Below are 13,734 nucleotides of genomic sequence, written 5' to 3'. Positions count from 1 at the left end.
TACTCTATAATATCATAAATTGTTATATCGCCACCAAAATTGTTCATACATTTGCCGCCTCAGCAGTAAAATCCCAATTTAGTATGTTTTCTTTATATTATTTTTTATAATATTGAAAAAAAGATACCAAATAAAAAACCTCCCATTCAATATCGCATATCAAATGGGAGGTCAGTCATCTTTCATTAATCTGCCTTGATAAATGTTAGCTTTCCGTGCTCCGGTGCTGAGCCCGTGTAAGACCATATTGTAACTTTTGTTCCATTGTCATACTTTGCTCCCGAAGCATTAACCAGCAACTTTTGATTGCCATAGTCTCGAATGGTGCAAAATTTGGTGTACTTATTGATACGCCACACGTACTGAACATTGTCGGCCATAAGCTGACCACCATTTTTATTCGTTTGTGGCCTAATGTATTGGCCATCATACATGATGTAGTACATCGGACCACGCTCCTCGCTGTTGCCGACCAATTGGATATTAAAGGGTTTATCCGGTTTCTTATCAGAAAGCTCCATCCAGTACCAGCCGCCGGAAACAGGATAAATGTACTTTCCATTGATCTTAAGATAATAGTGCCCGCTTTCCAATAATTTGATATCATCAGCTATAACACTGATTTTGAAATAGTTGAGCTTCTCACCCTTGTAGTAACAATCAACGATTTTATCGCCTGCCTGTGTGAACTTGTAGCCATCGTAAATCTTGGTGGAATTTACTCTTAATTCGATGTCTGAAGTAACATCAGTCGCGAAACCGTAAACATCTACATCGGCCACCTTAAAGCCTGCAATTTCAAAGGGTTCTCCCACCTTGTAAAGGAGCTTGCTTGGAGTGGATTGGAATTGAATAAAAGGCTCCTCGTAAATCTGCTTATACTGGTATGGATTTTCTAAGGCTTCCTGATAAGCCTTTTGGTAAGCATCATATTTGCTTTGCTCATAGGCAGTAAGTGCATAGCCCCCATTGGTGTTAATGGTTGCTGTTGATGTGGCACTATCCCATCCAACGCTGATATCAAATATCTGCATTACATCGCGAAGCTTAAAGTAGTTGCTTCCGTCAATGTTGTAAGCAGTCATGGAAACTTCGCCACCGTCAACAAAGATTTTAGAGTTGGTGCGAGTTGCCTGCTTGGCTTTACCGTCTCCTTTGGCCATCTCGCCCCCGACACTCGTATAAGCTTTATTTGATATGAGGCTAATAGCATTTTTTGAGCCATCATATGTAACCTCAAAGTTTTTTTCAGTATTATTGACCATAGCCGCAAGGTCACGAAGCTTGATGTAATTGTTCCCGCCTATGGTGTAGGCATCTGTGGCCACATTCTTTCCGTTTACCATGAGCCTGGTAGAAGACGGCGTGGCTGTTGTCTTTTCCGGCGAGTAGGTCTTATAGCCAAATGTGCTCTTCAGATAATTGGCGGAAGCCCTATAGACCTTTCCGTCCTTAATATAAATGGTAAAACTATCCATTGACTCAAGGTTTGTTGAATTATCCAGATAATCAGGGATAATGATCCTACCACGATTATCGCAGTAGCTGCCGTCGATGCGGTATAGACCATCGACTGCTTCGTAGAATTTCTTGTCGGTTGAAAACACTTCTTTCCCATTTTTGTCGAGCAAGTATGTCTTTCCGTCTTTTTCAACATAGTAGACACCCATATCGAAAAAGGTAGAAGTTATCTGTGTATTTTGCTGCACATAACTGGATCCAACTAGAACAGTACCGGCACCAATAGCATCATAGGCAACTGGCAGCAATAACTTGCCGTTTTTTTTCTCTGCAAGGCCTAATTTCCCGTTTTCATTTTCCACAATGATAACGGTTGCATCTGCGGGTAAGTTGCGGGATAATTCGAATGATTTGTAGGAACAAGGAATAACCAGCTTGCCATCAGTGTTCACAAGCCCTTTCTTCCCATCTTTCTCAACAACAGCGAAACCATTTTTCTCAAGCGACCATGATTCATGATCTACATTGTTAAACTCAAAAGGCAGTATGGTATTTCCGGAAAAATCAATAAGCCCCCATTTTGTGCGTTCTTTATTCTGAATCCAGGCATAACCGGTCGTACTGAATTCGCTGAATTCATAACCTGTCAAATAGCTCTCCTTTGGATCCCAGCCGAATTTTTTTGATATGTTCAGATAGCTGCCATCAGGCTTCACAAAATAATAATCGAATGGCTGGTAGGATTCATCTGGGTCGTAGTTTCCCGTATACTTAAAAGCATGATTATAACCATTGGTAAAAAAGATACCACCACCATCATAGTCCATTTTATTATATGTGCTTGTATAAAGTGTGTAGCCGCTCGAGTAAGCATTTTCCTTTTCGCTGTATCTGAGGTCGTTTTCACTGAAAGGAATGAGCACTTTGCCGCTAAAGTCAATGACGCCATACCCGGTGCCATAGAGTTTATCAGGTCTATGGTCTTTCTCGGTGTAAATGGTCTTATTCTTCGTGTTGATTTCAAACCGTGCAGGGCTGATGAAATGATCGGCTTCAGCGGGAGTCGCCCCAATACCGGTTGTGTAGGTGGGCTTTATTAAAACGCCGGAAGGTCCGGCAAGTCCGGTGGCATATGTATTAAAGGTTAATGTTTTTCTCCAATTTGAATCGTCTTTCTTGGTAAAAGTACGATCCTTAATGGTTATAGGCACCTGATAGCTCAAATACGGGCCTTTTTGCGGGTAATTTGCATAAGTGTTTCCAAAGTCATAGACAAAATATGACTTTCCAAAAATATCCTTACCGTTTTTATCTATGATCGTTGCCATGTATGAGAGCCCGGAGACATCGACCCTTGCCTCTGTAAAAACCATGGCATAGCCCTCTATAAAGTCATGGACCGCAAGGTAATCGCCAGTTGGCTTTTTCTTGCTGGTTTCAGGAGAGCCGATCCTGTTATTCTTCTCCAAGGTGACATATTTGCTAGGTTTTACGACCTCTCTGTTTTGCTCCAGATTCCAGTATCCAAGATACGAGTAATAGCTGCCCGGTATATCATTGAACACGCGGCACATTCCTTCGGAAGGCAAACTTACAAAGTCGTACTGACAGGGAATTACCTCCTCTCCTCTTGTATTGAGAAGGCCCATTTTACCATCTCGTACTGCCTGAGTGTATCCGCCGATAAAATATTGGGGCAAAATCGTTTCTTCGACATCGTAGTTATAATCTTCGTTGAATGCATAAAGCTTTATTTCATCATAGATTGGCTGTACCACAAAATTACCATATTTGTTGACTAAACCATATTTTTCATTGAGTACTCCATTGTTGCTGTAAAAACCCACTCTTACCTTTCGCAGGCCGTTTTCGTCAAACATGGTATCAAGAGTAGTTTGATACTCTGCTTCGGTGCCAAGATACACTGGCTCGTTCTCTGAAGTGTATTCCGGTTTGGCTGCCATTGACGCAGTAGGCACCATGCCCATGAGCAAAATTGCTGCCAATAAAAGTGGGATAATTCTTTTCTTCATCGTATACGCCTCCTTTATTCTATCCTTTCAAGAATAAATGTCTGACTTTCATCTGAAGCTTCTGTCCAAAGTATGATATTTGCTCCATTTTCCATTTTTGCATCTGAAACACCTACATAAAGCCCTGCGCTATCTATAATTCTGTATGTCCCGTTTGCCTGTTTTATTATTCTGAAGGTTATAGAACTGCCATCGGTTACAGAGACGGACTGGTTGAGTACCGCTCCCTTCTTCCCGCTGCTGGTCCACCACTTACCGGAATGAACACACTGGATTACATACACATCTCCGTCCATTTTGATAAGTCTGAATTTTTGATTATCATTACCGGTCTTGGTGTGAAGATTGAGTTTTGCACCATCATCTTCACTTGCATCAGATACATCTATAACAAAGTTTTTGTTTTTTGAAGCTTTAATATAGTAAACTTCCTTCTCCGACTCTTCACTACTTGAATCTGTATCGTCGGATGTCTCAATAATCTGTGGCCACCCCGTATAAGTTAGACCCGGCTGAATGACCGCCTGGCCTGCATCGCTGTCCCAGTACACATTGAACTGTGATGCAGTTCCGGAAAGCTTCTGTGCAAACTCACGCAGTTGAATGTAATTGGTATCACCGTCAATTAGCCGTGCATCTGAAAATGAAAATACTTCCCCGTTCATCTTGAATTTCGTATCACTACTGCGGACATTAGTTGTACTTTGAAGTCTGGTTGCAGTAACTGTGCCACTATAAGGCCTGCCGGGTTCTATTACGGCATACTGTCCATCCCAACCTACATCGAACTGAGCGGCAGTGCCGTTTAGCATCGAAGCGATCGCGCGAAGCTGCAAGTAATTGGTGTTTTTTATGTTGTACGCCGCCGTAACTGATACGGGCTTGCCATTCATCACAAATCTCGTTTGACTTGGGTTAGCGGTAACCGGTACGATTTCGCCGGATGATATTCCCTCTGAAGTTCCCTGTCCGTCGGTTGGTTTTTTACTGTTGGCAGCTTCATAGGTTATTATTTCAACAACATCGTACGTTGGTTCGGTTTTTCCTTTTTTATACTCTTTCCACCACTGAGGAATATCCTCATCTGCAACTTGGGTTCTTATTGTTAACTGGGCACCATCTCGTTGGAACCTGTTTGCTTTATCTTTTACAAGTGCCACATTTGAATCCGTAGTTTCTTCCCCATCTCCACCCCAGAGTTTGAGGTAATATGTAGTGTCACTGGCGACATTGAAGTTATATTCAATATAGCCTCCTGCATTCTGACCGTAGATTTTCCACTCACAAGGCTTATCGCTGATAATGATTGTAGCATTACTTTTTAGTGGGCCAAGGTATGAAAGATATCCTCCGTTAGCAGTATGAATATAGTATTTGTTATCACCCAGATGCTCAAAATAGTAAAGGGGAAAGCTTCTTGTCGGCGAAACAACACCACCGTTACTCGGGGCAATGGAACCATAATCGCGGGTATAGATATATGCCCAGCCAGACTTAATAATACCGTTTGTCATGTTCTTATTACTCGGTACAAAGGGAAATCCGCCGGATACTTCAGTGATAACTTTAAGTGGAGAACTCTCCGGTGATGCTTTTAATTCATCAGTTTGCTTCATGCGAGCGTAAAATTTATATGTAGTAGAAAAAGACAGGTTATAGAATGTGTTGCTATCCTGCCACACCTCCCCGTCCCTTCTATATTCGGCACCTTCAATTGGTTTCAGGGTGACACTTCTACCGGTTTTGCTTAATAATTCCGGCGCAGAAGGAGCTGTTTGTTCTCCTTTGTCCACAGCTCTTTTAGAAGTCCTGACCATTAATGGCTCACTTGCCGGAGACGCATAATGTGTATAAGTATCTTTATACCGGGCGTAAATTGTATAAGTGGTATAGGGCGTAAGCCCCCTAAATATCGGACCACCCCAATTCTTTCCGTCCATGCTGAATTCAATGTCTAAATTGTTATATACAAGAGTAATGCTATCTGATGTTTTCGACTCAAGAGTTGGTGCAGGAGGTGCATTTCGGGATTCTTTAACCTTAACATTAACCGTTGTAACATCTGTGTAAACCGGCTCTGCACCGGGAGCACTTAGTTCGCAGTAATAGTAATATGTCCCGCCGTCTAAGTCTGCTGGAATCATAAACTTTTCTTTCGTAGCACCTAGAATGGGTGTTCCCGAATTACTATCGCAAACGGTGTTTGAGTACCATTGGTAGGTCAATTCTGCGTTTGAGGACGCATATGCTATAACCCACAAGGTCCAGTCGGTATTTCCTTTTATAAGCGAGACTGTTTCTTCCGGCTGTCTAATTATTTTTATATCAGCAGGCTCAGGCTCAACAATAACAGTAGCAACCTCGGAACGTACCGGCTCTGCATCAGATGATGTGATTACGCAGTAGTAATAGTATGTTCCAACTTCCATATACCGCGGGGTCGTAAAGCTGCTTCGCGAAGCGGCGGTAACGGGAGTACCTCCTATATTACTGTTTGTAGTGTTGCTGTACCACTGATATTTTAAAAAACCATTATTCGAAAGATTGGCTTCAACAGTCAGCTCTGCTTTTTCTAACTTTTGATAAACTGTAGTTATCTTTTCCGGTTGCTTTGTTATGGTTATTACCGGTGTTGGATCCTTAACACTTGCACTGGCAGTTTCAAATAACTTTCCCGATACTTCACCTTGTGTGACTTCAGTTAAAGAAGCTGGCTGAGTTATTATGGTTATGACGGGAGCTTCCTCTGCTGATACCGGAAGCAAGCTCAGCATAATACAGAGAGCTGTCAGCAAAGTTAAAAGCCTTGCTTTCATATGTTCGATCCCCCTTAAATAGATATGCTCATAGTTAAAATTAATTTATCATAACTGAAACGGGGAAAAATGCTTTTGTCATGAAATGCAGTTTTTTTGACATGAAACACCACTAAAAAAGTCAAAAATTGGTTGACAATAAGTTAATCGCCCCCTCTGTTTTTTTCCAATTCGGCTATTTCATGCAAAATCTCTGAAAATTCATCTGATTTTGCTTCCAATAATCCATGAGTGGTATCCTTCATGATATACATTTTTTTATATGGAGCCTCGACCGTATCAAAATATTCCTGGGCCAATATGTAATTAGTCTGATAATCCTTATCCCCATTAATGTTGTAATATGGAATCTGATATTCGTTTCTATCCGACAACCAGAATTTTGTGAATTCATCGGAATTTACAAACATCATATATTGGGAAAAATCCGAATTCATAAATGAAATGAAATCCGATATCGAATAATAAGGATTAAAAATCTGTGCGGTTACTAGATTGTAATCTGTTCCATCAGCAAAAATATCATATCCGTATTTACTCATCAAGGTGTTTCTTGCTTCAAAATAATCCATTGAGAAATCACCTATTGTCAAACGGTTAATTAGTTTTTTGCCTTCTTCATCATCACCAACCCAAGTTGTTGCTATTTCTTTGAATGCAACTTCATTATCGTGAAAATTAATAAACTGTCCTGTTCCGATAAAGCAATCATAATATTGTGGATATTCAAGAGCAAGATTGGCCCCATATACTGTTCCCCATGAATGACCAAGAAGTGTGATTCTATCCTTACCTAAATAATCCAAAATAAATTCTGTCATCTCTACACCGTCAGTCATCATCAGGTCATAAGTTATGATTGTATCGTTTTGCTCCTCAGAATAGCTCTTCCCACAATTTCTTTGGTCCCATGTAACAACGGTATATATGTCAGCCCATTTTCTCGTGAAAGCATAGTCATAAGAACTCGTAGATGCACCTGGACCACCATGCAAATATAACAGAACAGGATTGTTTATATCTTCTCCATAGATACTAATCCATTGTTTCGTTCCGTTGATGTCAACGTACATCGACTCATTAATTCCGCCTTCAGGTGTTCTCGCATTTATCTTCTGCCCGACAAAACGCACTATAAAAAATAGTACGATAGCAGAAACCAAAACAATCACAGTCCATTTAATTATTTTCATTAATCGTTTGCCAATTTTCTCCATTTCATAATCCCCCTATTAGTAACAGATAGTGTCAAGTTTGACATCCCATTTTTTCTTCAAAACCTATATTTCAGGGGTTACATGGTTTTTTAAGCAAAAAACTATGCCCACCTTTTTCCATTCCCAAGTATCAACTTCTCTCCTGACTAGGGGCTTAATCCCTTTTGTCTTGCTCAGTTGGCATGAAAAGACGCATCACAAAATAATCCAACTCTATTATATGCAAAAAAAGAATAAATGTAATCTGCTATTACAACAATTCACAACAATATAGTTATGAAGTCTGCTGCTATAGCTACTTTCTCTTTTATATTATTCATAAATAAGTCCCCTAAATAATTGAATCCCGTTTCCACCTAATAGGTTTCGTATCCACATGTGCTTATAGCCTTGATATATAAGGCTTTCTTGCGCACTCACTTTTGTACCGTTGACACAACACAAGGCACTCCACATGGCCCAAGAGGTGTTATCTTCCGTCATCTGTTGCCATAATTCATTTCTGTAAGATGTGGGTATCGCTGTTTTCTGAATTGTAGTATCCCAACTCCTGTACTGACTCCGGTAACAACAGCCACTTTACCTTCCAATGGCTTTATATAAGCCTCCCTATTAGTGTAATATTATTTTCACTAACATATAAAAAATGACTTTAATTTCAATTACAAACTTCTCTTTTTTTACTTACAGTATATCAGATATCTATATTTTTGAACAAATGTTCTTTCAATCTTTTCAGTCTCAGATTATTACATGGGTTAAGAATGATAATCCTCTGAAGGCGAAAGATATGCTCACCGCCTGAAAGGCTAGTGGCATACTACCAGACATTGCAAAAGCAATCCTGATGTTATCTTCTCTTATATGTTTTAGCATAAAGCAATGTCATAACAATTATAGTAATGCTTGCAAATACACACGTATAAATTACAGACATATTCGTTTTTAGATGTTCACCAAACATATAAGCCTGAAATGAGAAAATATCCTGAATGCTTTCTGCAAATTTACCCTGGTCCAATCCCCCTATATCATTATTTATCTTTTCAAGTACGCCACTTAGTAGTGTATTCCGAAAAAGTACTGTTATATGACTGGCGGGAAAAATATTGCAAGCCGTCTGAACACTGTCGGAAAACTGCGACACAGGTATATATGCCCCAATCACAAAGCCTGTTGCAGCCGACAACATCCCAAAGAAGGCCGCACATGCCGAAGAGGACTTAAAGAAAAGTACTATTATCATAAAGAATGCCGTCGCAGATATTGCCCCAAGTATGATAACTCCATACAGTTTTATGATTGTCTTTACCGATAAACAAGTGTCTCCCATTGCATTCAATGTTATCAATCCAATCGTAAAAATAATTGCCGTCATTACAAATGCAGAAATAACTGACGAGACAAAATAGGATAAAATAATCTGCCATCTTTTCATAGGAGTAGCAGAGATATCGTAATCAATCTTATTCTCTCTGTCTTTTACAACTGTCGTTAAGCAGTTATAAGGAACGGTAATCATAGCAGAGCCCATAATACCGGTTAAAAGAATCCCATTGACCAGCATTTCAATGTCTTTAGAATTAATAATACTTTCTAACCCATTCATTACACTATTAATAGCATCCACAAACGTCCCCTTTAGGAACAATAGATACAAAACAAATACAATAATTGAAGTTAATAATGAAAAAACAACTGACTGAATATCCTTAAAATATAACAGCAGATGTCTCTTAGTCAATCCAATAAATCCTTTCATTACTCAAGCTCCTTTCCTGTTATATTCAAAAACACATCATCCATACTTCCCTTGATTATTTCATAATCCGTAATCACATCTTTATGTTGGTACAAAAACTCTGTGATGTTGCCATGAATTGATATATCATAATGATCCACATCATATTTTGGTGCGGACATATCTATTGCTTTTTCTCCTTCAAGCTGTGTCAGTAGTTGTTCTGCCTTCGGACTTTTGGCGGTATACCATATGAAATGTCCCGGGGCATATTTGCTTTTCAGTTCTGCCGGTGTGCCCTGACACATTATTTTGCCATGGTCCATAATTACAACATGATCCGCATCTCTTGTTTCTTCCATATAGTGTGTCGTAAGAAAAATGGTCATTTTACGTTTCTTTCTAAGCGAATCGATGTAATCCCATACAAGCCTTCTGGATTTCGGATCAAGTCCGGTAGTCGGCTCATCTAGAAATAGAATTTTAGGATCATTTAATAGTGCTCTGCAGATATCCACTCTTCTTCTCTGTCCACCTGATAATTTTTCATATCTTCTGTTCCAGATCTCTGACATTTCAAAGTACTCGTCATATTCCTTCAGTTTATCTGCAATTTCTGCTCTTGACAATCCGTAATAAGAACCGCGTGTATACAGATTCTCTTTTACTGTGAGCTTGTTATCAAGCACTGAATTTTGAAACACAATACCAATACTTTTTCTAATCTCATCATCATCCTTTCCAAGCTCATAACCACAGATTGTCGCTTCACCAGAAGTCTTTTCCAAAATAGTGCACAGTATATTGATCGTTGTTGATTTTCCCGCTCCGTTTTCACCTAAAAAGGCAAACAGTTCTCCTTCCTCAACTGAAAATGAAATGTCATCTACTGCCACATGTTCCTTATATTTTTTGACAAGATTTTTTACTTCTACTACTGCACTCATTTTATGTTCCTCCTTCTGGCATCAAATAAAATGCCATTTCATCTCTTCAAGGAAAACCATACCAAAACAACTGCAATAAAAAAAGAGCAAAGAACCTAAGTTGCAAAAAACGGTTACCAAGTTGCTCTTTTCATCACTCTATTTTTTTATTCCTCGTCCCGGATAGCTTCCAAGGCTTTATTTATTTTCTTTTCATCCTGTTTCCCTATCCATATGCTGGCTATCCACACAAAAAGATAAACCAGAAAATAGCCTATTGTCACAAATAAAAAACCATCCCACCTCGTATACCACGAAAAAATATATCCCATTAAAACTACTATCCCATATAGCAAAAACATGTGAATTATAAGCTTAATAATAAATATCTTTCTACTCCATTCTCCATAGTTCATAAGTAAAAGAGTTGGAATAGCACATACAAATCCAGCCACTAAAACTGACAATGGGTGGTACCAATCAAGGCTGAACTCTTCACCAAGAAGATGATATGTTACCCCTTCTACACTTATAATAAAAAGGATTCCGGTGGATATCATAAGCATCTGAATAAATAATGTTTTTATCCTCTCTATCATAGATCCATCCTCCTTTTGATATCTTTCACGTAACTTCTGGAAATGACAATCTTCTCACCATTTAGCATTTCAGCATTCAATCTTCCACCAAGTTCTGATCGGACATTCCTTATTTTTTTGAGATTTACTATCATTGCCTTTGAGCACCTGGCAAAATATGTGCCAAGCTTTTCCTCCAATTCATAGAGCCTGCTCTTAGTCTCAAAGCAATCATTCTTTGTATAAATGTAAGTACGCTTATCAACTGATTCAATATAATAAACAGCATTTATTTTACACATGTAAGTTATGCCATCCTTTGTAACTGAAATACTGTTTATGCCATTTTCAAGCAGATCAATTGCGCTCTGAATATCAGAAGTCTTCTCGACAGCTTTTATGAGAGCTATTTCCTGCTCCTTTGATTCTACCTTTTCAAATACAACCTGCATTTGTGCTCTCACTTCCTTACTTGATTCAATGCGATTCCAATTTTAAAGTTTTAGGGAATAAGATCAAAATTGTCTGATATGCCTTGTGCCCACTGCTGTCTTGCAACAGTAATTACATCCGGAAAAGTCTTTTCTGCTTCCAATATTTCAGGAGGCCAATCGTAATATTGATCAAAATCTCTATTACACATTGACATATATTTTTCTAACTCTTCTCTTTCAATCCTACATGAACCAAATAATTTAATTATTTTTGAAAAAGGTATAATAGTCAACTCTTTCTCACCAAAGAATGTACGGCCTATATATATACCACGTTTTAGCATATCATCATTTAACGTCACTATGGCTCTTGTCGGAACAATAACAAGTGTTTTTACCTTTTTCTTATCCATAGCAGCAGCTACAGCCTTATGATGCCCATCAATCAATACACATAGATATCCTGCCATATAATATGCTAATGCTCTATAGTCATCTTTATCTCTATAAAACTCAGCCTGCTTCGGATTATAATGGCTTGGGGGTTGTGTAGGTAGAATATAATATGGAAATCCCTCACTATAAGTCCCATCTTCATAACGTATACGACGAGATGCCTTATTATAAGTTGGTTTATTATTCAACTTCCAAAAGAATTCACCATTACCATCTGTAGGGCATAGTTCAGTATCAACAAGTGCATAGTACCCCGTTGGCAATAAACCCAGAAGAGGTTTAAGAGCTTCAACTGACTGCTCTAATGATATAAATTTACTGTTCAGTATGCCCCTTAATTCTGATATAACCAGCTGTTCACTCATATTAAGTCCATAACCTGCTGAAACAAGCTTTTCTTCTATATCCGGGCAGAAGTCTCGATACATATCTTCACAGAATTTTATTAATGGAGTATTTCCGTAGACCAAAGTACTAAATAAATGGTTCCCTGGGCAATAATTGGCATCGAACAATAGGCCATTACCATTTTTTACACAAAAAACCACTCCATTACCTCCCCAAGTTGAGTTTTGGCTATTTACCTGTTTTACAGTGATAATCTCTGTATTATTGGATTTTTTAATAAAATTACGCAACATAGTGCCACCCCAACGGTTTTACTTATCATGTTACATAAGAAGAATATAAAAATCAATACTATAGTCACAACCTCTTTTATGTCTACTTTATTTTCTCAAGCGTTACAGTCTCTCCTTCAAAGAATCAAAGCGGCCTTCATATCTTTATTAGCTTCTTTACCCAATTAAATAAATCCACCGACATTGCATCAAACTTTACCGTAGCACCGTTCTTCAGAGCAATATAATTATTCACAATCTCTTTCTCCTCATTGTTTACCGCTTCAAGCAAGTCTTTTTGGTGCCTAACATATTTGCCTGTATCCTTAAATACAAGAGCCTGTATAACAAAAGATGCTGACTTATATAGCCCACGCACTATATCATCGCTTTTTTCATATAGCATATTGTGCACGCATCCGTGGTAAATGTTGCAAGCACCTATTTTAATAGCACGATCAACTGCCTCTTTGTCAATTTTTGTCAACAGCTCATCAAGAGTACCTGCAATCGGTATGGTATCATAATAAAACTGAAATAAATCTGAAGGCTCCCAATTTATGAGCTCATCTTTTCCTGAAAGAAATCCACAAATCAATTCTCGGTTAGGAAGGATATCTACCATATCACTATATTTTTTTATATCATCTGCTGTCAACTTATCTAAAATCACCACTACATCAATATCACTTGCTTCAGTTGCTTCACCTCTTGCGTAACTTCCTTGTAGACCTACAAAATAAATACGTTCACCAAAAGTTTCTTTAAGTAACTCTGTAAAGCGCCCCATCCATAATTTAATGTCAATCATAATAACCTCCGTATTTTTTCAACTTTTTCCATTCATCACGGCTGATTGCATACACTTTAGTGTTTTCATTACCGTCATCTTCAAACTCATCAACCAGTTGACATCCATAAGCTATTGCTGTTCTATATGATGCAACATTCGTATGCTTCATATAGGAGTAAATAATATTAATAGGTGTATTGATAAATGTCCAATCTCTTACTGCCTTTGCAGCCTCACTTGCATATCCTCTCCTCTGACAATCTTTTCGAATATGATATCCTATTTCCGGCTTTATCTGTCCATTAATTATCTGCATTGTAAGGCCACAATCCCCAATCATTTCACCGGTTTCTTTCAAAACCACAGCCCACAAACCAAAGCCAAAAACTTTGTATCTTTCAATGTTTTTTCTTATCCATCCTCTAATTCTATCCTCGTCAAAGGAATAAGAATAGTGCTCCATAATATCCGAATCTGCAAGGACAGTATACAATGCATCAAAATCTTTTTCTGTCATTTCTCGCAAAATCAATCTATCTGTTTCTATAACCATAATCTAAAATCCTTTTTTTGTTCTTATTTCGCCCCAAATTTAATAAAGTCTTCTTTCACTTTTTTATTTAGCAATTTCAAATAGCGGATATGTTCCCCAAAAGATT

Annotated in this window: 10 protein-coding genes; all 10 read right to left on the bottom strand. The window is 38.4% G+C overall.

What is annotated here, in order from left to right; genetic code table 11:
* Nucleotides 1-185 precede the first annotated feature (185 nt).
* Nucleotides 186-3,494: a WG repeat-containing protein gene (locus EFD62_RS01270; RefSeq protein WP_069194654.1), complete on the bottom strand. Its 3,309-nt coding sequence runs from the start codon at nucleotides 3,492-3,494 to the stop codon at nucleotides 186-188.
* Nucleotides 3,495-3,508: 14 nt separating this feature from the next.
* Nucleotides 3,509-6,310 carry an RICIN domain-containing protein gene (locus EFD62_RS01265; protein WP_069194655.1) on the bottom strand — a complete coding sequence of 934 codons (2,802 nt, stop codon included), beginning with the start codon at nucleotides 6,308-6,310 and terminating at the stop codon, nucleotides 3,509-3,511.
* A gap of 143 nt (nucleotides 6,311-6,453) precedes the next feature.
* The gene (locus EFD62_RS01260) at nucleotides 6,454-7,527 is read right to left on the bottom strand and encodes an alpha/beta fold hydrolase (protein ID WP_069194656.1); all 1,074 of its coding nucleotides are present in this window, start codon (nucleotides 7,525-7,527) and stop codon (nucleotides 6,454-6,456) included.
* A gap of 850 nt (nucleotides 7,528-8,377) precedes the next feature.
* Entirely contained in the window at nucleotides 8,378-9,289 is a 912-nt protein-coding gene (locus tag EFD62_RS01255; RefSeq protein ID WP_069194657.1) for an ABC transporter permease, read from the bottom strand.
* Nucleotides 9,289-10,215 (bottom strand): ABC transporter ATP-binding protein, encoded by a 927-nt coding sequence (locus EFD62_RS01250; RefSeq protein WP_069194658.1) that lies wholly within the window; start codon nucleotides 10,213-10,215, stop codon nucleotides 9,289-9,291. Before EFD62_RS01250 ends, EFD62_RS01255 begins: the two co-directional genes overlap by 1 nt.
* A gap of 146 nt (nucleotides 10,216-10,361) precedes the next feature.
* Nucleotides 10,362-10,793 carry a DUF3021 family protein gene (locus EFD62_RS01245; protein ID WP_128705622.1) on the bottom strand — a complete coding sequence of 144 codons (432 nt, stop codon included), beginning with the start codon at nucleotides 10,791-10,793 and terminating at the stop codon, nucleotides 10,362-10,364.
* Entirely contained in the window at nucleotides 10,790-11,224 is a 435-nt protein-coding gene (locus EFD62_RS01240; protein WP_069194660.1) for a LytTR family DNA-binding domain-containing protein, read from the bottom strand. Before EFD62_RS01240 ends, EFD62_RS01245 begins: the two co-directional genes overlap by 4 nt.
* A gap of 50 nt (nucleotides 11,225-11,274) precedes the next feature.
* Nucleotides 11,275-12,303, bottom strand: a complete 1,029-nt coding sequence (locus tag EFD62_RS01235; RefSeq protein WP_069194661.1) for a hypothetical protein — start codon at nucleotides 12,301-12,303, stop codon at nucleotides 11,275-11,277.
* Between the two features lie 136 nt (nucleotides 12,304-12,439).
* Nucleotides 12,440-13,093 (bottom strand): nucleotidyltransferase domain-containing protein, encoded by a 654-nt coding sequence (locus EFD62_RS01230; RefSeq protein WP_069194662.1) that lies wholly within the window; start codon nucleotides 13,091-13,093, stop codon nucleotides 12,440-12,442.
* Nucleotides 13,086-13,628 carry a GNAT family N-acetyltransferase gene (locus EFD62_RS01225; protein ID WP_069194663.1) on the bottom strand — a complete coding sequence of 181 codons (543 nt, stop codon included), beginning with the start codon at nucleotides 13,626-13,628 and terminating at the stop codon, nucleotides 13,086-13,088. Before EFD62_RS01225 ends, EFD62_RS01230 begins: the two co-directional genes overlap by 8 nt.
* Nucleotides 13,629-13,734 lie beyond the last annotated feature (106 nt).

It is taken from the genome of Acetivibrio mesophilus, assembly GCF_004102745.1.
Lineage (GTDB): Bacteria > Bacillota > Clostridia > Acetivibrionales > Acetivibrionaceae > Hungateiclostridium > Hungateiclostridium mesophilum.
Note: the sequence above shows the minus strand (reverse complement) of the source record. Positions and strands in the feature narration are given on the sequence as shown.